General features: G+C 40.4%; 17 protein-coding genes and 1 other annotated feature. Of the genes, 1 reads left to right on the top strand and 16 read right to left on the bottom strand.

What is annotated here, in order from left to right; all coding sequences use genetic code 11:
- Positions 1-45: 45 nt before the first annotated feature.
- The 8 genes from rpoC to N7548_RS02385 all read right to left on the bottom strand — a co-directional run bounded on the left by rpoC (position 46) and on the right by N7548_RS02385 (position 12,169).
- The gene (gene rpoC / locus N7548_RS02420; RefSeq protein ID WP_263607812.1) at positions 46-4,164 is read right to left on the bottom strand and encodes a DNA-directed RNA polymerase subunit beta'; all 4,119 of its coding nucleotides are present in this window, start codon (positions 4,162-4,164) and stop codon (positions 46-48) included.
- Between the two features lie 3 nt (positions 4,165-4,167).
- On the bottom strand, positions 4,168-8,625 hold the full coding sequence (gene rpoB / locus N7548_RS02415; RefSeq protein ID WP_263607811.1) for a DNA-directed RNA polymerase subunit beta: 4,458 nt from the start codon (positions 8,623-8,625) through the stop codon (positions 4,168-4,170).
- A gap of 111 nt (positions 8,626-8,736) precedes the next feature.
- A complete protein-coding gene (locus N7548_RS02410) occupies positions 8,737-9,336 on the bottom strand; it encodes a class I SAM-dependent methyltransferase (RefSeq protein ID WP_263607810.1) in 600 nt (199 codons plus the stop codon).
- Positions 9,337-9,399: 63 nt separating this feature from the next.
- Positions 9,400-9,771, bottom strand: coding sequence for a 50S ribosomal protein L7/L12 (gene rplL, locus N7548_RS02405; RefSeq protein ID WP_262095544.1), 372 nt, complete (start codon positions 9,769-9,771; stop codon positions 9,400-9,402).
- A gap of 28 nt (positions 9,772-9,799) precedes the next feature.
- Complete coding sequence (gene rplJ, locus N7548_RS02400; protein ID WP_263607809.1) at positions 9,800-10,300, bottom strand: 50S ribosomal protein L10; 501 nt, start codon at positions 10,298-10,300, stop codon at positions 9,800-9,802.
- An 18-nt stretch (positions 10,301-10,318) separates the two neighbouring features.
- Positions 10,319-10,437 (bottom strand) — a sequence feature (ribosomal protein L10 leader region).
- Between the two features lie 3 nt (positions 10,438-10,440).
- Complete coding sequence (gene rplA / locus N7548_RS02395) at positions 10,441-11,133, bottom strand: 50S ribosomal protein L1 (protein WP_263607808.1); 693 nt, start codon at positions 11,131-11,133, stop codon at positions 10,441-10,443.
- Positions 11,134-11,220: 87 nt separating this feature from the next.
- On the bottom strand, positions 11,221-11,646 hold the full coding sequence (gene rplK, locus N7548_RS02390; protein ID WP_263607807.1) for a 50S ribosomal protein L11: 426 nt from the start codon (positions 11,644-11,646) through the stop codon (positions 11,221-11,223).
- A gap of 133 nt (positions 11,647-11,779) precedes the next feature.
- Positions 11,780-12,169, bottom strand: coding sequence for a hypothetical protein (locus N7548_RS02385; protein WP_263607805.1), 390 nt, complete (start codon positions 12,167-12,169; stop codon positions 11,780-11,782).
- 75 nt (positions 12,170-12,244) lie between these two features.
- Between N7548_RS02385 and N7548_RS02380 the strand changes: the two genes are divergently transcribed.
- On the top strand, positions 12,245-13,087 hold the full coding sequence (locus N7548_RS02380; RefSeq protein ID WP_263607804.1) for a VOC family protein: 843 nt from the start codon (positions 12,245-12,247) through the stop codon (positions 13,085-13,087).
- A 10-nt stretch (positions 13,088-13,097) separates the two neighbouring features.
- Here the strand turns inward: N7548_RS02380 and nusG are convergent, their stop codons facing one another.
- The 8 genes from nusG to cysS form a co-directional block, all read right to left on the bottom strand.
- The gene (nusG, locus tag N7548_RS02375) at positions 13,098-13,640 is read right to left on the bottom strand and encodes a transcription termination/antitermination protein NusG (protein ID WP_263607803.1); all 543 of its coding nucleotides are present in this window, start codon (positions 13,638-13,640) and stop codon (positions 13,098-13,100) included.
- Positions 13,640-14,050 (bottom strand): preprotein translocase subunit SecE, encoded by a 411-nt coding sequence (gene secE, locus N7548_RS02370; protein ID WP_263607802.1) that lies wholly within the window; start codon positions 14,048-14,050, stop codon positions 13,640-13,642. Before secE ends, nusG begins: the two co-directional genes overlap by 1 nt.
- A 12-nt stretch (positions 14,051-14,062) precedes the next feature.
- Positions 14,063-14,212: a 50S ribosomal protein L33 gene (gene rpmG, locus N7548_RS02365; RefSeq protein ID WP_263607801.1), complete on the bottom strand. Its 150-nt coding sequence runs from the start codon at positions 14,210-14,212 to the stop codon at positions 14,063-14,065.
- 76 nt (positions 14,213-14,288) lie between these two features.
- Entirely contained in the window at positions 14,289-14,819 is a 531-nt protein-coding gene (locus tag N7548_RS02360; RefSeq protein WP_263607800.1) for a sigma-70 family RNA polymerase sigma factor, read from the bottom strand.
- 8 nt (positions 14,820-14,827) lie between these two features.
- Positions 14,828-15,523 carry a 23S rRNA (guanosine(2251)-2'-O)-methyltransferase RlmB gene (rlmB, locus tag N7548_RS02355; protein WP_263607799.1) on the bottom strand — a complete coding sequence of 232 codons (696 nt, stop codon included), beginning with the start codon at positions 15,521-15,523 and terminating at the stop codon, positions 14,828-14,830.
- A gap of 36 nt (positions 15,524-15,559) precedes the next feature.
- Positions 15,560-18,025: an HAD-IC family P-type ATPase gene (locus N7548_RS02350; RefSeq protein WP_263607798.1), complete on the bottom strand. Its 2,466-nt coding sequence runs from the start codon at positions 18,023-18,025 to the stop codon at positions 15,560-15,562.
- Positions 18,026-18,030: 5 nt separating this feature from the next.
- Complete coding sequence (locus N7548_RS02345; RefSeq protein ID WP_263607797.1) at positions 18,031-18,414, bottom strand: Mini-ribonuclease 3; 384 nt, start codon at positions 18,412-18,414, stop codon at positions 18,031-18,033.
- The gene (gene cysS, locus N7548_RS02340; protein WP_263607796.1) at positions 18,414-19,727 is read right to left on the bottom strand and encodes a cysteine--tRNA ligase; all 1,314 of its coding nucleotides are present in this window, start codon (positions 19,725-19,727) and stop codon (positions 18,414-18,416) included. The genes N7548_RS02345 and cysS overlap by 1 nt, the downstream gene beginning before the upstream one ends.
- Positions 19,728-19,793 lie beyond the last annotated feature (66 nt).

Here is a 19,793-nt window from a genome sequence, read left to right as displayed (position 1 = left end):
AATAATAAGGCGCACACGTGAGTGCGCGCCTGTATCTACTGTTTTTTATGCTTGATCGAATTCTTCGTCGTCAATGACTGGTTCTTCGTAGTGGAAGAACTTGTCTTTGAGGATACCTGTACCTGCAGGAATCAATCCACCAATGATGACGTTTTCTTTTAAGCCGTGTAATTCATCGGTCTTACCGTGAATAGCGGCGTCAGTAAGAATACGTGTGGTTTCTTGGAAGGATGCTGCTGATAAGAAGGAATCGCTTTGTAGGGACGCACGGGTAATACCTAAGAGTTCTGGTTGACCAACCGCTGGACGTTGTCTAGCTGCGATGGCTTTCTTGTTTGCAGCTTTGAATTCTGCAATCGAGACTTTGGATCCTGGTAATAATTCGGTGTCGCCTTCAAATATGACGGAAATCTTTCTCAACATTTGATGCACAATGATTTCGAAGTGCTTATCGCTGATTTCTACCCCTTGAGCACGGTATACTTTTTGAGCTTCTTCAACGATGTATTTTTCAACCGCTTCCGCTGAGGATACGCGTAGTAATTCTTTCGGATGGATGGAACCCTTGTTTAGACGATCCCCAGCCTTGACGACTTGGTTCTTCTTGACTAAGAGTTGTGCACTCGAATCTAATGTGTATTTGTATTCTTTTGGTTCACCATTGAGTGTTTGATCAGAAACAACGGTTACCACAGAGCCTGCCTTAGACGTTTCAATCATCTTCACTTTACCCGCAACTTCAGAAATCACAGAGACCCCTTTAGGTTTACGTGCTTCGAACAATTCTTGAATACGTGGAAGACCGGCGGTGATGTCGGATGCTGAAGCAACCCCACCTGTGTGGAATGTACGCATGGTTAACTGAGTACCTGGTTCACCAATCGATTGTGCAGCGATGACCCCAACCGCTTCCCCAACTTCAACAGACTTGTTGGTTGCGAGGTTTCTACCATAGCATAATTTACATACGCCATTGACAGAATTACAGGTGAGCACGCTACGGATTTCAACAGACTTAACGCCTGCTTTAACAACGACTTCACCAAGTTCATTGGTAATGAGTTGGTTACGGTCGACTAGGACTTCTTTGGTGGTTGGATGGATGACTGGTGACGATGCATAACGGCCAATGATACGGTCGAATAAGGATACAGTTTCTTTGCCGTCATTGTCACGGATGGCTTCCATCACAACGCCTTTTTCAGTTTGGCAATCTTCTAGGTCAACGATCACGTCTTGTGATACGTCAGCGAGACGTCTGGTTAAGTAACCCGATTCCGCAGTCTTTAACGCGGTATCGGTAGAACCTTTACGCGCACCATGGGTGGAAATAAAGAATTCGGATACGGATAGACCTTCTCTAAAGTTCGCTTTAACTGGAATTTCAATGGTTTCCCCGGTAGGGTTGGTCATCAGACCACGCATACCAAGTAATTGCGAGAAGTGCGATTTGTTACCACGCGCACCGGAGTCAAAAATGATGAATAATTGACCGGTGGTGTCGAATTCGCTCATGACGCCCGCTTGGATATCTTCCCCAGCGACTTTCCATTCGTTGACAACGAGTTTCTTACGTTCAGATTCGGTAAGGACACCATCGTCAAAGTATTCGTCAATTTCCGCAATCTTTTCTTCGGCTTGTTTTAGACGGTCTTGTTTCTTAGTATAAACAACCATGTCGGATGCAGATACGGTAATACCTGCAACGGTAGAGTATTTAAAGCCTAAGTCTTTCAAACGGTCTAGCATCTTAGAAGTTTCATTGATTTGGAATTGTTTGAATACTTCCGCAATGATCAAGGATAGATATTTCTTATCGAATGGTTTAGGTAGAGGCATCTCTTTGATGATTTCTCTGACGTTTAACCCCTTCTTAACAAAGTATTTATCCGGTGTCTTATCGATTAAATTCGATGAAGTCGGTTCATTTAGGAATGGGAAGCTTGGTGGTAAGATTTGGTTGAATATTGCCTTACCTAAAGTGGTTACTAAATACGCATTTCTTTGCTCTTCAGTAAACGCATGTGGCAAGGTTTTTGGATCAAACACAATCAAGGTATGAAGGGTGATTTCACCGTTCTTATAAGCCATATAAGCTTCATCGTAACCGGTATAGAAATGACCTTCGTTTGGTTCATTGCGTTTGGACATGGTTAAGTAGTAGTTACCCAAGACCATATCTTGGGATGGGGTAACGACTGGTTTACCATCTTTAGGGTTCAAGATGTTATTGGAAGCCAACATCAACAATCTCGCTTCAGCTTGTGCTTCGTGAGAAAGTGGCACGTGGACTGCCATTTGGTCACCGTCGAAGTCCGCGTTGAACGCTGTGGTAACGAGTGGGTGTAGACGGATTGCTTTACCTTCAATCAACTTAGGTTCAAATGCTTGAATCCCAAGTCTGTGGAGGGTAGGCGCACGGTTTAACAACACTGGATGTTCAACCACAACGGCTTCTAATGCGCTCCATGCATCATCATCTAATGCTTCATAGGAACGTTTAGCGGCTTGGATGGTTTCTTTACGTTTGGTGAGTTCTCTTAAAACGAATGGTTTGAATAAAATGATTGCCATTTCTCTTGGGATACCACATTGGTACATTTCAAGGTCTGGTCCGACGATAATAACGGAACGACCAGAGAAGTCAACGCGCTTACCAAGTAAGTTTTGACGGAAACGACCTTGCTTACCACGAAGCATATCGGATAAGGATTTCAAGTGTCTATTTCTTTCAACAACGGCTTTCTTACCACGTTTAGCGTTATCAATCAAAGCGTCAACCGCTTCTTGCAACATACGCTTTTCATTCTTCATGATGAGGCGTGGTGCATTTTGTTCCTTTTGACGTTTGAGACGGTTGTTACGGTTTAAGATACGGCGATATAAGTCGTTTAAGTCGGTGGTTGCGAAACGACCACCATCTAATGCAACCATCGGACGAATGTCTGGTGGGATGACAGGTAGAACGTCTAAAACCATCCATTCAGGTTTGTTGTCTGAATTGTTGAAGGCTTCAACGACTTCGAGTCTCTTGATGACACGGTCACGTTTTTGTTTCGATGGGGATTTTAGTTTACGTCTTAATGACTTCACTTCTTTGTCTAAATCGATGTCTTGTAAAAGCTTTTTAACGGCTTCTGCACCAGTCATCGCTTTGAACTTATTGCCATATTGTTCGTAGTATTGGTTATATTCCATTTCGGAAAGAATTTGTTTCTTCGATAATGGAGTATCACCTGGGTCAGTAACGATGTAGCTTGCTAAATAAACAACTTCTTCTAAGTCTTTCGCTTTAATATCGAGTAATAAAGCCAATCTTGAAGGGGAGTTCTTTAAGTACCAAGTGTGTACGACTGGGGCTTCGAGTTCGATGTGTCCCATGCGTTCTCTTCTGACTTTAGATTCTGTGATTTCAACGCCGCACTTGTCGCAGATTTGACCTTTGTCAAGGTTACGTTTTTTACCACATAAGCATTGGTAATCTTTGGTTGGACCGAAGATACGTTCGCAGAATAGACCGCCTTCTTCAGGTTTTAACGTTCTATAGTTGATGGTTTCGTGTTTTAAGACTTCACCATAACTCCAAGAACGAATTTCTTCTGGAGACGCGAGACGAATCTTTAAGTGTGAATAGTCGGTAGAACCATAGGCTTTGTTTTTAGGTTTTGCTTGAGCCGCTTTGACATAAGCATCAACACTGATTGGGGTGTTGATGTTGACTTCCGCATCGACGTCTTGGACCAAGTCTTCATCGTGGTGGTGGTCATGTACCAAATCTTCTTTATCTGGTAGTAAAACACCATACATGTTGAATAGTTTTGCAAGTTCGTCGTATAGGAGTCCATCGTGATTAATGATGTCATGAAGGGCTTCTTTGGTTAATGCCAATAAGGCTTTCGTTTCAACAATACCAAGGTCATTTAAAGCATTTCCAAGTTCTTTAGAAAGTGCTAAGTTTTCAACTGCGCTCGGTAATACGTACTTCTTTAAGACAGGGACAACTTCGTTAAAAGCCGCATCTGTCTTTAAAAGTAAACGCAATTCTTTGAGTGTAAATGTATTGAAATCTTCTAAGGTATCGATCCCCGAAAGGGTTAGGTATTCTGTGGTTTCTGCAGATAATTTTAAATCTACAATGGACACTTTTTTGTTATCTTTTGCCATAAATTAGAATCCCCCTTTACGTTCGAATGGATTGGTTTGATCGACCAATGATTTGTTAACCTCATTTTCGCCCGTTTCAGCATCGATCAACTCAACATATAGACCTAAGGATTGGAGTTCTCTGGTCAATACGCGGAAGGATTCTGGAATGTGTGAATCTGGGATTGGTTTACCATCGGTAATCGCACGGTATACTTTGTTACGTCCGATGATATCATCTGACTTAACGGTAAGAATTTCTTTAAGGGTATGCGCTGCACCATAAGCGTAGAGCGCCCAAACTTCCATTTCCCCGAAACGTTGTCCCCCGTTTTGAGCTTTACCACCCATTGGTTGTTGGGTGACTAAAGTGTAAGGACCAACGGAACGCGCATGGAGCTTATCGTCAACCATGTGAGAAAGTTTGATCATATACATGACACCGACGGAGACTCTGTTTTCATAAGGTTCACCAGTACGTCCATCATAGAGTACTTGCTTACCATCAGAAGCCATGCCTGCTTCGGCCATCACTTGTTCTAAATCGAGTTGGGTTAATCCGTCAAATACTGGGGTAGCAACTTTGATACCAAGTTTCTTAGCAGCCATACCTAAATGGATTTCTAAGACTTGTCCGATGTTCATACGTGATGGTACCCCAAGTGGGTTTAACATGATGTCAACCGGTGTACCATCAGCCATGTATGGCATATCTTCTCTTGGTAGAATCTTCGAGATAACCCCTTTATTACCGTGACGTCCCGCCATCTTATCCCCTTCGGAGATTTTGCGTTTCTTCACGATATAAACACGGATCACTTCGTTGACGCCTGGCCCAAGTTCATCGCCATTGGACTTGCTGAAGTATTGGATGGAATGAACAATACCACCACCGCCATGAGGTACTTTCAAGGAAGTATCTCTGACTTCTCTTGCCTTCTCGTTAAAGATGGCTTGAAGGAGTTTTTCTTCTGGGGTTGGTTCGGTTTGTCCTTTAGGTGTAATCTTACCTACCAAGATGTCGCCTTCTTTGACTTCAGTACCTGGAATAACTACCCCACGGTCGTCTAAGAATTTAAGTGCATCTGGAGATACGTTTGGAATTTCTCTGGTAATCTCTTCTTTACCTAACTTGGTATCGCGAGATTCGACTTGATGTTCATCGATGTGAATCGAAGTGTACACGTCGTTTTTAACCAAATCTTCACTCATGATGACGGCGTCTTCATAGTTATAACCTTCCCAGGTCATGAATGCGACAACGACGTTTCTACCAAGGGCTAATTCACCTTTATTGATGGATGGACCATCGGCGATGACATCGCCTTTATCGATCTTTTCACCAATTTGAACGATTGGCTTTTGAAGGATGGAAGTATCTTGGTTAGAGCGTAAGAATTGGGTTAATGGATAGGTTTCAAAACGGAGTAAATCGGTCATCTTCGCTTGACGAATTTGATCGTATGCTTCCCAGTTGAATTCGGTATCCTTGTCATAAACAAGTTTACCTCTGGTCGTCTTAATTGAAGCTTCTGGTTTAACAGCGATGACAATCTTACGACCGTCAGCATAAGTAACAACACCATCGACATGGGCAACAATCGCACTACCGGAGTCTTTCGCAGAACGGTATTCAATACCTGTACCAACGATTGGAGAATCTGGGACAAGTAGAGGCACGGCTTGACGTTGCATGTTCGCGCCCATCAAGGCACGGGAGGCGTCATCGTGTTCTAGGAATGGAATGGATGATGTCGCAACCGAAACGATTTGTTTAGGTGAGACGTCCATATAATCGACTTTCTTCGATGGGTATGAACGGGTATCGCCCATAAAACGTCCAATGACAGTTTCTGTCTTGAAATGGCCATTTTCATCGGTTTGAGAGTCGGCGGAAGCGATGATGTGGTGTTCTTCTTCACCAGCAGTGAAGTAGACATATTCGGATGTGACAAATGGATGTTCAGGGTCTGACTTATCCACTTTTAAGTATGGGGTTTGAATGAATCCATATTGGTCGACTTTCGCATAGCTTGCTAAAGAGGAAATCAGACCAATGGATGGACCTTCTGGGGTTTCAATTGGACAAATACGGCCATAGTGAGACTCGTGAACGTCACGAACTTCAACGCCGGCACGGTCTCTCGCAAGACCACCTGTACCAAGCGCGGATACTCTACGTTTTTGAGTTAATTCAGCGAGTGGGTTGATTTGATCCATGAACTGAGACAATTGGGAACTACCGAAGAATTCTTTCAAGGAAGCAGTCAACGGTTTGATGTTGATTAGGGATTGTAACGAAGCTTCCTTCGCATCCGCAGTCGACATCTTGTCTTTGATGTTCTTTTCAAGTTTCGCTAAACCAATACGGAATTGGTTCTTGAGCAATTCACCAATCAATCTTAAACGACGGTTGGATAAGTGGTCGATATCATCGATCTTACCAACGCCATCATAAAGATTTAAGTAATATGAAATCGAAGCGATGATGTCAGATACGGTGATGTGAAGTCTGGTTTCACGAGAGTCGTGACCAATGAGTTCAATGACATCTTTATCATCTTTAGCATCTTTCGCTGCTTTGATTTGAATGACTTCAACGAAGGTAGCACGACGTTGTGATTCCTTACGGTAGAATTCACCTTTTTTACCAGCAACTAAGAAATACTTGATGACATTTTCATCCAACTTGTTACGGTTGATTTGTAATTCAAGTAAGTTTTCATCGGTAATTTCATACCCACAATACATGATTGGCTTGTGGTCTCTTTGGCTTTCAACGGATTCGTGTCTGCGATAGTCTTCGAGGATATCGATGTCTTGTTTCGCATAAACGGTTGCGTATTTTAAGTCTTCAAGCGATTTAAGGTTTTGTTTGTTTTCATAGATTTGGAAATACACTTCGTCGGTAACTTCAGTGCCTTCATAGAAGAGTACGGAGTCATCCGCAAGTAAGATGTCATGGTCAATGAATGTACGAAGGTATCTTAAAGAAGCATAGTTCAAACCTTCTCTATTTACAAGTAAAGTTTGTCTCACTTCAGGGGTCAATACACTGCCAGCTTCCACAATCACTTCACCTGTTAAGAGGTTCACGATGTTTTGTTCAACAATGATTTCTTTCGCATATTCGATTGGTGTAATGCCATCGATCTTGCCATAAAGGTCGACAAGTAGCTTCGCTTTAGAAGCGTCTTTTTCAACGACATTGTTGCCATTGACGTCTTTCTTTTGGAATACGAGGTTATTTCTGTTTTTGTAGATCAAGTTGCGAATTTCTGGGGTAATCTTGGTTCTGGCTGGAACCAATAAACCGGCTTCCTTCGCATCCGCAGGGATGTATAAGATGTCGTCTTTAGCGTATTGTTCGAATAAATCGGAGGTCTTGATACCGAAAACTTCATTTTCGGATTCGTTTTGTAGACTGGATTCTTTCGATAACACAACTTTACGTAAAGCGTCTCTGTGTTGGCTGAGTAGTTCAACGGAAGCCACATCCACGATTTGATCTTTCGCAACCAAGATTGCCTTGGTTACTGGGTCAATCACATCTTGTGCATATTTGTAAATGGCTGGTTGGTTCGGCGCAGTAATGCCTTGTGCGATGGTCATTAAGCGATTGGTAATATCCAGCTTTTGTTTGAATTTATAACGTCCAACTTCTTCTAAATCGTAACGTCTTGAATCAAATAAACGGGTACGAACGAATTCTTTCGCAGCAGACACAGGAATCTTTTCGCCTTGTCTAAGCTTAGAATATAAGTCTTCGATGGCTGTATCCGAACTTAAAATGCCTTCCTTTTCATCCTTCTTGAAGGTTTCATCTAACATCTTCTTGTAGGTTGGGAATAGCTTTTTGATTTCTTCAATACCATCAAAACCGAATGCTTGTAAGAGTGCGGTTAAGGATACTTTTTTACTTCTGTCTAGTTTGCCATAGAATATGTTCTTGGCACCCATTTCATATTCAAGCCAAGCACCTCTGGTTGGGATGACTTGGGATAGATAACGGTGAGTGTTGGTCTTTTTATCGAAATCGCTGGTGAAATATACACCGGCAGATCTAACGATTTGTGAAACTACGACACGTTCAGCGCCATTAATGATAAAAGTACCCACAGGTGTCATGTATTGGAAATCACCCATAAATAGTTGTTTCTCAATCACGGTACCTTGGATTACATTTTCAAGTCTTACTGTAACAAATAATGGTCTTGAATAACTGGTGTCACGAATTTTCGATTGTACGATGTCGTATTTCGGTTCTTCAAAACGGTGGTTAGTAAAGTACAGTTTGAAATCGCCATTATATGACTCGATCGGTGAGATGTCCTCAAATAATTTTGCTAACCCTTCATTCACAAACCAATCGAATGATTTAGTCTGTAATTCGATCAAATCTGGCAATTCAATCTCATGACGCATTTTAGAGTAGTTGCGTCTAACTGCTTTCTTACCGTACTGCACTGTACGATATCCCATATAGCCACTCTCCTATCTTTTTTGGGGTAAAACGGTTATATATTTATATATAAAGCACGTCTTTATGCATTTTACAATATTATCACATATATTTATATATGTCAATAACATTTAAACTATTTTTTTATTGCGAATGATGAAATACCCTTTATTTTTATCGACTATTTCAACCATTTGAAAGTGTTCTTTAAGAAACTTTAAACTCGACTCCGCACCTTGCTTTTTTTGGATGACAATCCATAATTCACCCAATGGATTCAGGTGTTCATAACTCTCGACGTAGAGATTAAATACAGTTTGTTTACCAGCACGGATGGGTGGATTGAGCAGAATGATATCGTATGTTTGGTTGATTTGATTAAATCCATCGCTACACATAACGGTTGCAGAAACATCATTCTTTAATAAATTTTGTTTCGCAAGTTCCACCGCTCTAGGGTTCACATCTGATAGAGAAACCTCTAAGTTGGGGTATGTTTTTTTAACGATGGTTCCTATCGGACCATATCCACAGCCCAAGTCTAAAAACGATTTTGCACCTTCAAACGGTTTGAATATCTCTACCAAAGTCTTAGATCCAAAATCGAAATAGTTACGCGAAAACACGCCACTGTCGGTCAAAAAACGGAAAGTTTTTCCGTTCATTGACAAACTGTACTCGTGGATGTCGTGTTTTAAACCTGGATTGTTTTCAAAGTATTGTCCACTCATTCAATATCCTCTTTTGTAAAGCGAAAAACCAGAGTTATCCTCTGGTTCAAAAAGTTTCGTTAATTACTTAATTTCAACTTCTGCGCCTGCTGCAACTAGTTTTTCTTTAGCTGCTTGAGCGTCTTCTTTCTTCACTTTTTCTTTAACGATGCTGTTTGGAGTTTCAGTTAAAGTCTTCGCTTCAACTAGTCCAAGACCAGTTAATTCACGAACAACTTTGATAACTTCAAGTTTCTTAGCGCCGAAAGACTTAAGAACGACGTTGAATTCTGTTTGTTCTTCAACGACTGCTGCAGCTGCTGCTGGTGCTGCTGCGGATACTGCTGATGGATCGATACCAAATTCTTCTTTTAATCCGTCAACTAATTCTTTGATTTCAAGAATTGACATTTCTTTTAATGCTTCAATAAAAGCTGCTTTTGTTAATTTTGCCATGATAATATTCTCCTTTATTAGTTTAGTGTTATTCGGTGGCTGTTTCTGGGTTTGCAATCATGTTCAAACCGATTGCTAATTCGCGTAGAGGCATTAACATACCTGCTGCGAGTTGGGTTAACAATGTTTCGTAAGATGGTAATGTAGCAAGTGCATTTAAGTCCTTTAAGGATGCAGATTTGCCTTCGATGATACCAGCCTTCATGGAAACATGTTCATTTTTCTTTGCGAAATCGAAAATAACGCGCGCTGGAGCGACAACATCATCGTTAGAGAAAGCAATTGCTTTAGCCCCTACGAAATGTTCTGCAAGTTCAGCGTGACCAGTTACTTCAACGGCACGACGAGCGATATTGTTTTTAAATACTTGCGCGTCGCAACCAGCTTTACGTAATTGGATACGTAAGTCAGTAAAGTCTTTTACAGATAGTCCGGCATAATCAAACGCAACGATCGTTTTTGCTTCTTGGATTCTGCCAACCAGTAAATCGACTTGACTCTTCTTGCGTTCTAAAATAGAACTGTTCATCTGGTTTCCTCCTTGTTTTTTTCTAAAAATAAACCCTCTTTGCCAAGACAAAAGAGGGTTAAAATACAACATTATATCCTCGGTAGGAAATTAAGCTCAGTGGCACCTACTGTCTATGGCGATATTAGATTTTTAAGTAATTATCCTCTTAATGATTCTTCATCAAGACGGATGCCAGGTCCCATTGTGGATGATACAGTGATGTTCTTCATGTATACACCTTTAACGGTTGTTGGTTTAATACGATTTAATACTTGATAAATTGTCTTTGCATTTTCTGCTAATTTTTCAGAACCGAATGATACTTTACCGATTGGCGCTTGAATGTTACCAACCTTATCAACACGGTACTCAATTTTACCATTCTTGATTTCTTTAACTGCCTTAGTTACGTCCAATGTAACTGTACCTGTCTTAGGGTTTGGCATTAGGCCTTTAGGACCTAAAACTCTACCTAATTTACCAAGTTCAGCCATCATATCTGGTGTCGCAACCATGACATCGAAATCGAACCAGCCGCCAGCTATTTTTTGAATCAATTCAGTGTCGCCTGCAAAATCTGCGCCAGCTGCAAGAGCTTCTTTAGCTTTTTCACCGCGTGCAATAACTACAACGCGTTGGGTTTTTCCGGTTCCATGAGGTAAAACGATTGCGCCACGAAGGTTTTGTTCAGCCTTACGTGGGTCAATGTTTAAGCGAAAAGCAATTTCGACAGTTGCATCAAACTTAGTAGTCGATGTTTTACCAACTAAATCGAACGCCTCAGCTGTTGCATATTTCTTAGTTTTGTCAACTAATTTTGCAGCTTCGACGTATTTTTTTCCTCTCTTCATATGGTTTCCTCCTAAAATGTGGTCTAGCGGGATATCCTCCCACAATTTAGATGATGATATCTAAATTATTTTGGTACTGCCACCGAATTAGTCTTCGATGGTAACGCCCATTTGTCTTGCAGTTCCTTCAAGAATCTTCATTGCTGCTTCAACTGTGTAGGCATTCAAATCTGGCATCTTCAATGTAGCTAATTCTTTCAACTTATCACGTTTGATCGAACCAACTTTTTGTTTTAATGCATTTTTAGAGCCGCTTTGAATATTTGCTGCTTTCTTGATTAAGTCGCTTGCTGGTGGTGTTTTTGTTACGAATGTAAATGAACGATCATCAAATACTGAAATCACTACCGGAATAACATAACCGACTTTGTCTTTTGTTGCTTCGTTGAATTGGGTGCAGAATTGAGGAATGTTAACCCCTGCTTGACCAAGTGCTGGTCCTACTGGTGGGGCTGGATTCGCCTTACCTGCTGCAATTTGCAATTTGACAACTTTGACTACTTTTTTAGCCATGTGACACAACCTCCTTTATCCTATGAGTATGTGGTCAGCGGATCTGCTTTACGCCATCCTTCCACTACGGTGTATCCATACACGCCTTGTTATTTTATCATTACATAGTAATAATGTCAATCAAAAATGAAAACTAATTTGCCAGAGACTCCAGTTTATGCATGAAGGCCTCTATGAGTGTGCTTTGATCAGGGTACTTTTTATCATTTAAATGATAGCTGAAAGCGACGTACCTATCATCTTTAAAGGTAATTTTAAGATAGCGATCTTTGAAGTTATATTTACCCATTTCGATCTCTTTAATCTCACTGAATGAAAAGGTGTATTTTTGATGTTCGTACGTCAGTTTAATGAGTCCTTCAAAGGTATAAATCGTGAATTGATCCAAATCGAATGTTAACAATGCTTCCGGAAATCCAGGAATAATCAACCCATCGTTGGGTAAAACTCCGATTCTCATCGGTTTTAAGCTCGCTAAATCTTCATGGATTTTGAGCAATTCAATCATTTGTAATGTCTTCATAACTATCTCCTTAAGCAAATCATTTTATATTTCGAATTCGAAATGTTATACTATCCATATGTGAGGTGAATCACCATGAGTATCTATCATCAACCCGATGCTGTCTATCCAGTATCGTTATCATTAAAAATTCGAAATGTGGAAAAATCTAAATATTTTTATACACATATTTTAGGCTTTTCTATCTATGAAGAAACGCCTGAACACATTTATTATACCATTAATGGTAGCGATGTGATTTTAAAGACTTTTATCGACTTAAATGCGTCACCGAGACAACCTGTTCAAGGTTTGTATCACGTCGCATACCTACTACCTACTAAAAAGGCTTTAGGACAATTGGTCTATCACATCGCGAAAAACAAATACCCCATTACAGGTGGCGCAGATCACGGCATTTCGGATGCCCTATATTTAAATGACCCCGATGGCAATGGTATTGAGCTCTATGTCGATAAAGACCCTACCTATTGGAAAGACATCGATACACACCCTGAAAAGGTTGAAAATCAACCATTTGACTATGATTATTATCTAAAAATCAATCCGAGCATATTTACAAAAATAGATTCGAATACCATTTTAGGTCATATGCACCAACATACAATCAATTTGAAAAACAGTTCCAATTTCTATCAGAAAGTTTTGGGATACAACCTGTTTTTAAATGTACACAGTGCACATTTCTTGTCTTCAAAAGCATACCATCATCATTTAGCGTTAAACACTTGGGCAAATCCAGTGAAAGCTAAAGCAGATTCGGTAGGTCTTTTGGATGTCACTTATGTTCTGAGCACAGATGAAGCATACAATCGCGCCATCCAAGCCTTAGATGATTTGAAGATGCCTTATACCATCCATCAGGGTATCATTCACACCGAAGACACCGATGGCGTAAAATTAATATTAAAAAAGTGAGTCCGCGGACTCACTTTTGATTTTCTACTTGATCAAAGGATACTTCAGTTGGGGTACCACGGCCGAAGAATTCAATCGAAATGATGGCTGTTTCTTTATCATTATCAAAGGAAATAACTTGACCAGATTGACCTGCAAATGGGCCTGAAATAATATTGACAACTGACCCAATTGGGTGTTTGAAGGTTGGTTTTTCAATGATACCAACTTTAAGAAGGATGGCATTGATTTCATCTTGTGGGAGTGGAACCGGTTTGGTTCTACCACCGGATGACCCTAAGAAGCCAGTTACTTTTGGTGTATTACGGATGACGTGCCAAGAATCATCAGTGATGATCATCTCAACAAAGACATACCCTGGGAACATCTTTCTTACTTTCTCTTTTGGATTGCCATTCTTATCTTTTTCAATATAAGTTTCTTCCGGCAAAACCACTCTAAAAATCAGGTTTTGCATCCCCATCGATTCGATACGGCGTTCAAGGTCTTCCTTGACAGACGATTCGTAACCGGAATAGGTTTGCACGATATACCAGCGACGTGGATCAATCATTAGAATAAGTTCCCTGTAACGTTAGCGATCAGTAAGTCGAATGCGAAGAATAACATTGCGAAGAAGATGACGAAAATCATCACGCGTACGCTTGCATCTAAATAAACTGCCCAGGTTGGCCAAGACATTTTCTTTAATTCTGGTAATGCTGGTACGAAGAACGGATAAATAACAAGTAACAAACCAATGATGGAAATACCCAATAAAATACCTGCAAATAGATTAGGATAGTCTGAAATTAGTGGGATTGGACCATCTTCTGTGGTTAAGATACCACTTAAAATCATGATGGATAAAGCTAGGGATAAAGACGCTAGAACACCAAGTAGTAAATTTTCCCATCTGTACTCAGTGGTTAATACTTCAACTAACTTACTCTTTTGTTCTGTAGCTTTTTGTTTGACTGCCATTTTAATAGCCTCCTATTTACTTTCTTTATGTAGGGTATGTTTGTTACACTTTACACAAAACTTCTTGATTTCAAGACGCTCTTTTTGAACGGCTTTATTCTTGGTCGTTTGGTAATTACGATTTAAACATTCCTCACAAATTAAAATCACTTTTTCTCGCATAAAAAAACCACCTCTGTGGTTAGTGCACATGTATTTTAACATGACACATCACCTTAGTCAATATATTATACACCATTTAGGGTGTTTGTGTTAGCTTTTTCTTAATCCGATAAATAGCGTTATAAACTTGCTTTGGGTCGAGTTGATACGTTCTCGCAATCGAGGGTATCTTTTGGTTTTCTTTGAAATAAGCATCGTAGATGGCTTCTTCTAATGCCGATTTGAATACCTGTTTACAATAGTGTTCACTAGGCTGTTCTTCCACACAAATGGGCATATACCTCGCTTCATTGACGAGGTTATCCATCTCTTGTTGATACCTTTTTCGTTTCTGATTTAAATTGATGAATTTACGCTCTAGAACGGTTTCAAAATACCGCATGAACGTTTTGTTGTACGTGTCTTTAAAGGACAAAATCGCCTTATGAAGGCTGATCAATCCTTCTTGATAGAAATCTTCACGCTCACTATCAAACACATAAAACTGACTGATTTTCTTGTGTATAAACTTGTCGTACTTCGTAAATAGTATGTCTAAAGCCATCATGTCCTGTTGATCTTGAACCATATAAATGAGTTCGTAATCATTGTAGGCTTTGTATGACATGAATCCTCCTAAAGATCTGCAAGTTTGTATAATATCAGTGCCGCGGCAACACTGGCATTCAATGAGTTAACTTTCCCTATCATCGGGATGGTGACCAAATAGTCACATGATTGTTTAACCAAACGAGATATACCTTCACCCTCATTGCCAATCACCACCGCTACTGAGGTAGAGGTGTCGATGTCTTTGTAGGTTTTTTCAGCGACCATATCGGTACCAACGACCCAAAAGCCATGTTGTTTGAGTTTCTCAATGGTTTGAGTGAGGTTGGTTACTTGGATGATGGTGGTATATTCTAAAGCCCCAACAGCGGTTTTCGCAACCGTGCCAGTAATATCGACGCTACGATTTTTAGGCAAAATCACAGCATCAATTTTAGTCGCTTCAACGCTTCTTAAAATAGCACCTAAGTTATGTGGGTCTTCAATTTGATCGAGGATTAAAACCTTTTTCTTTTGACCGTCAAACAAGACATTTAAGTCTGCATAGTCATAAGGTTTTACATCCGCAACAATCCCTTGATGGTTTTGATTGTCGGTTTTTTCATTCAATTGGTGTTTGGAAACCAATTGGTATTTAATGTGATGCTCATTCAAAAAAGGCACCCATTTGAAATCTGTTTTCTTTTCATCAATCCATACTTGATAGATGGGTCTTTTGGCGAGAATGGCCTCTTTAACTGTGTTTTTTCCATAGATAATCATATGATATATACCCTCTCTCCAAGAAAAATTACTTTTTTAAATGCTGGATAATTTCATCAAAACAAACTTGATGGCTTTGGAAATGTATCCTGGAATGTTCGCGATGATGCCCATCGCTGGATAAGCGGTTTGAACCAAAACAATCAATAACAATATGTGTTCAACTGGTAATCTTGGCACGAGTGCGCCTGTTGAAGATGAATAATAATCCCTAAAGAAGGAATTGAATTCAAAGAAATCAGGGGCGAAAATCGTCGCTGCGATAAACGCTGTAAACATCACGCCAAATAAAATCGTACGAACCATGTTCATCGGTTTTAAAACACGTAACAATACCATCATCGCTGTAAAGGTGGCAGAGATGACAATAAGGGTTGATGATTGGGTCTTATCGATTTGTAAGATCGGCGTTAGTGCGAAGATGATTAAAACGTTGATGACTACCACCAGTGCACCAGGTAATGCGCGCTTCAAGACGTTGAGTAAGAAACGACCTTTGACTTGGTTGGTGTTTGGTTCTAACGCTAAGAAGAACGATGGTAGACCAATAACGAGGAAGTCGATCATCGATAATTGTGATGGGGTAATCGGATAAATACCTCTCGATAGAATCGCAACCATCGATAACATGAATGAGAAAATGGTTTTGGTTAAGAACAAGATGGCAACCCTTTGAACGTTGTTGATGACCCTACGGCCTTCATTCACGACTTTAGGCATGGATGAGAAATTCGAGTCCATCAAAACCAAGTGTGATACGTTACGAGCCGCTTCAGAACCGGACGCCATCGCGATGGATGTATCGGCTTCTTTAAGGGCTAAAATATCGTTAACACCATCACCGGTCATGGCGACGGTTCGACCGCTGCGTTTTAGGGATTCGATTAATAATTTCTTTTGGGTTGGCGATACACGACCAAAGACTGTATATTTATCCGCATAACGAATGACATCTTTATCCGAAACACCCTCTAAACTGATGAACTTGTCGGCATCTTCAATACCGGCACGTTTAGAAATGTGTGCGACCGTCATTGGGTTATCCCCGGAGATGACCTTCACGTCCACATTGTGGGTTTTAAAATATTCAATGGTAACAATCGCGTCAGGGCGAATGGTATCTTCAATGACCACTAGACCAATCGCTTTGATATCTGATGGGAGTTTATCGCCATCGATGGATTGAGCCGAATGGGCAATCGCAATGACGCGATAGCCTTCTTTGGCGTTCTTTTCCACGTCAGCTGCGACATCTGCATAAGCATCCTTTTTTAAGACAAATTCAGGTGCACCTAAGGCGAATGTGCCATATTTTTCAAATTCAACTGCTGAGAGTTTACGTGCACTTGAGAATGGAATCACTGCTTTGGTTTTAATGCGTTTTGTCGTACCAAATTTTTGTTCAAGGGCTTCTGAGGTTAAGTTCTTTTCTTCCAGTGACGCCATCATGGTTGGGATTGCTTTTTTGATTGGCAACCCTGAAGGATTGACATATTCAATGACCGACTTAACCGCCATAGTGCCATCGGTGATGGTACCGGTTTTGTCTAAACAGAGGGTATCGATACGAGCGAGCATTTCAATACAATACAACTCTTGAACCAAGGTGTTGTTTTGAGCGAGTCTTAAGACCCCAACCGCTAAGGTTACGGAGGTTAATAGGAACAATCCCGAAGGAATCATACCTATGACGGCGCCCGCGACGCCTCTAACCGCGTCATTGTAGGCAGCGCCACCATGGATTTGCATGTAGAATAAGGTTCCACCGATTGGGATAATTAAGAACCCAACGGTACGAATGATATTTCTCAACGACTTCAATAGGTCGGATTTTGGTTTACGGTATTTCTTTGCTTGTTTTGCAAGATTTTCAATGTAAGACTCTTTACCGATTTTCGTTACTTGTGCGACACAGTGTCCTGAAACTACGAATGATCCTGAGAATAGCTCATCCCCAACTTTTTTAACAATTGGATCGGACTCACCAGTCAGTAAGGACTCATTGACTTCAATTTGACCTTCTCTAACCACAGAATCGGCACTGATCTGTTTACCGGTGGCTAGTTTCATTAAATCATCTATAACCAAATCAGAAATCATGATTTCTTGTTCTTCACCATCGCGGATAACCACACCGGTTGGAGCGGATAACAACGATAATTTATCGATGGTTTTCTTCGCTCTGATTTCTTGGAAAATCCCAATGCCGACGTTTAACGAAACAATCACAATGAAAAACAGGTCCTTAAAAGCACCTACAGTGATTAACCATGTAGCAATCCCAATATTCATGAGGTTGAACAACGTCATGATGTTCGAAATTACGATGGATGGTACAGTTTTGGTCGAACCTGACGAGACTTTATTGGATAAGCCTGCCAAAATGCGTTCTTCGACTTGTTGATACGTTAACCCTTGTTCAATTTCAGGGTTGATACGCTCAATCTCTACCACATTTTTCAGTTCCTTTTTAGACTTTTTAATCGGTTTAATGTCTTCCAATGGAATCACACCTTTTCTGTCAAAATTTGTATGGCTTGGTCTATCAGCGCGTCACAACGCGCAATGTCTGTTAAGTATAAATACCCCATCATGGATTCAAATCCTGTGGATTTATGGTAGGTCGCCATGTCGATGTTTTTTCGACCTGGTCCAGAGGCATTACGACCTTTTTTAAAATAGCTAATTTCGGTTTCTGTGAGTAATTCACGTTCAATGAACGCATCCATCAAGGTTGCTTGAACGGCACCTGCAGTAAATTTGATGGCTGATTTATGTAATTCGTTGACCTTGGTGATGCCAAGGGATAATAAATGTTTTCGAATGCGTAATTCGTAGTATGCATCCCCAATATACGCTAAAGCAACCCCGTTGATTAAATGAGCTTCCATTACAGCAATCCCAATTCAACGAGTTCCATACGGATTCGATCCGCGTCACTATAACGTTTTTCTGCTCGTGCTTGTTGCCACGCTTGGTAACGTTCGATTTGTTCATCCGATAGTGGCATCAAATCCAACTTGATGCCCAATACAGATAAAATCAATGAAATGGTATGGTAATATCTCGCAATTTCTTTGACTTCTTTCGAGCGGTTCATGGCTTTCAGTGATTCATAAACCACCGTCATGACATTCGATATATTGAAATCATCTTCCATCGCTTGACGGAATTTTTCTAACGCATCCAAATGAACTTCAATGGTGTTATAGCGTTGGATAGAAATATCGACAAACGCTTGTTTCATGGCACGTTTGATGCGTTGCCACTCGTTATCAAATTGTTTCATCAAGTCATCTGAATAATTGATGGGTTGACGGTAGTGATGTGATAACAACAGTAATCTAAAGGATTGGTACTCATAATTTTCTAGTAAATCCTTCACTAAAATGATGTTACCAATCGATTTACTCATCTTTTCATTGCCAAAATCGAGCCTACCGACATGCATCCAAGTATTGGCTAATTCATGGTTATCATGAGCACAACTTTGTGCCATTTCGTTTTCATGGTGTGGGAATTTTAAATCCGAGCCACCACCGTGGATGTCGATTTTATGGTTAAAAATCGAATGGTTCATCACGGCACATTCGGTATGCCAACCTGGTCTACCTTTACCCCATGGGGACTCAAAAGCTACCCCCACATTGGTTTGTTTCCATAAGGTAAAATCAAACGGGGTTTCTTTTTGACTATCGACATCGATTCTCGCACCAACGTTGAGGTTTTCTAAGATCTGTTTCGATAAAGCACCATAATTTCCGATTTTTTGAACACGGAAGTATACGGAATCACCATTATGGTAGGCATAACCTTTTTCAATCAAATCATTGATGTAAAAAATCATGTCTGTGATGTAGTTAGTAGCCTTAGGCATCAAATCTGGTAAGTCACTGCCAAGCGCAAGTGTATCTTTAATGAACGCTTCAGTGAAGGTTTGTGTTAATACTTTTTCATCGATGTTTAACTTTTGTGCCTCATCGATGATTTTGTCATCAACATCGGTAATGTTAGAAACATAGGTCACTTTATAGCCTAAGTATGTAAAATAGCGTTTAACAACATCGAAAAAGACAACAGGTCTTGCGTTGCCGATATGAATATAGTTGTATACGGTTGGACCGCACACATACATGGAAATTTGATTGGGTTTTTCGGGTGTAAAGACTTCTTCTTTACCCGAAAGCGAGTTATATATATTCAAGGTTTCACCTCATTAGATAAATTATAGTAGAAAATGTAAATAATTACAAGCATTGACCCTTACAAA

This window comes from Paracholeplasma manati, assembly GCF_025742995.1.
In the GTDB taxonomy this organism is placed as follows: Bacteria; Bacillota_I; Bacilli_A; order Acholeplasmatales; family UBA5453; genus Paracholeplasma; species Paracholeplasma manati.
This window is presented reverse-complemented; position numbering and strand designations above follow the sequence as displayed.

Bases quoted from the DNA above. Each gene is read 5' to 3' on its own strand.
- rpoC (WP_263607812.1), bottom strand. From the start codon at position 4,164: ATGGCAAAAGATAACAAAAAAGTGTCCATTGTAGATTTAAAATTATCT.
- rpoB (WP_263607811.1), bottom strand. From the start codon at position 8,625: ATGGGATATCGTACAGTGCAGTACGGTAAGAAAGCAGTTAGACGCAAC.
- N7548_RS02410 (WP_263607810.1), bottom strand. From the start codon at position 9,336: ATGAGTGGACAATACTTTGAAAACAATCCAGGTTTAAAACACGACATC.
- rplL (WP_262095544.1), bottom strand. From the start codon at position 9,771: ATGGCAAAATTAACAAAAGCAGCTTTTATTGAAGCATTAAAAGAAATG.
- rplJ (WP_263607809.1), bottom strand. From the start codon at position 10,300: ATGAACAGTTCTATTTTAGAACGCAAGAAGAGTCAAGTCGATTTACTG.
- rplA (WP_263607808.1), bottom strand. From the start codon at position 11,133: ATGAAGAGAGGAAAAAAATACGTCGAAGCTGCAAAATTAGTTGACAAA.
- rplK (WP_263607807.1), bottom strand. From the start codon at position 11,646: ATGGCTAAAAAAGTAGTCAAAGTTGTCAAATTGCAAATTGCAGCAGGT.
- N7548_RS02385 (WP_263607805.1), bottom strand. From the start codon at position 12,169: ATGAAGACATTACAAATGATTGAATTGCTCAAAATCCATGAAGATTTA.
- N7548_RS02380 (WP_263607804.1), top strand. From the start codon at position 12,245: ATGAGTATCTATCATCAACCCGATGCTGTCTATCCAGTATCGTTATCA.
- nusG (WP_263607803.1), bottom strand. From the start codon at position 13,640: ATGATTGATCCACGTCGCTGGTATATCGTGCAAACCTATTCCGGTTAC.
- secE (WP_263607802.1), bottom strand. From the start codon at position 14,050: ATGGCAGTCAAACAAAAAGCTACAGAACAAAAGAGTAAGTTAGTTGAA.
- rpmG (WP_263607801.1), bottom strand. From the start codon at position 14,212: ATGCGAGAAAAAGTGATTTTAATTTGTGAGGAATGTTTAAATCGTAAT.
- N7548_RS02360 (WP_263607800.1), bottom strand. From the start codon at position 14,819: ATGTCATACAAAGCCTACAATGATTACGAACTCATTTATATGGTTCAA.
- rlmB (WP_263607799.1), bottom strand. From the start codon at position 15,523: ATGATTATCTATGGAAAAAACACAGTTAAAGAGGCCATTCTCGCCAAA.
- N7548_RS02345 (WP_263607797.1), bottom strand. From the start codon at position 18,414: ATGGAAGCTCATTTAATCAACGGGGTTGCTTTAGCGTATATTGGGGAT.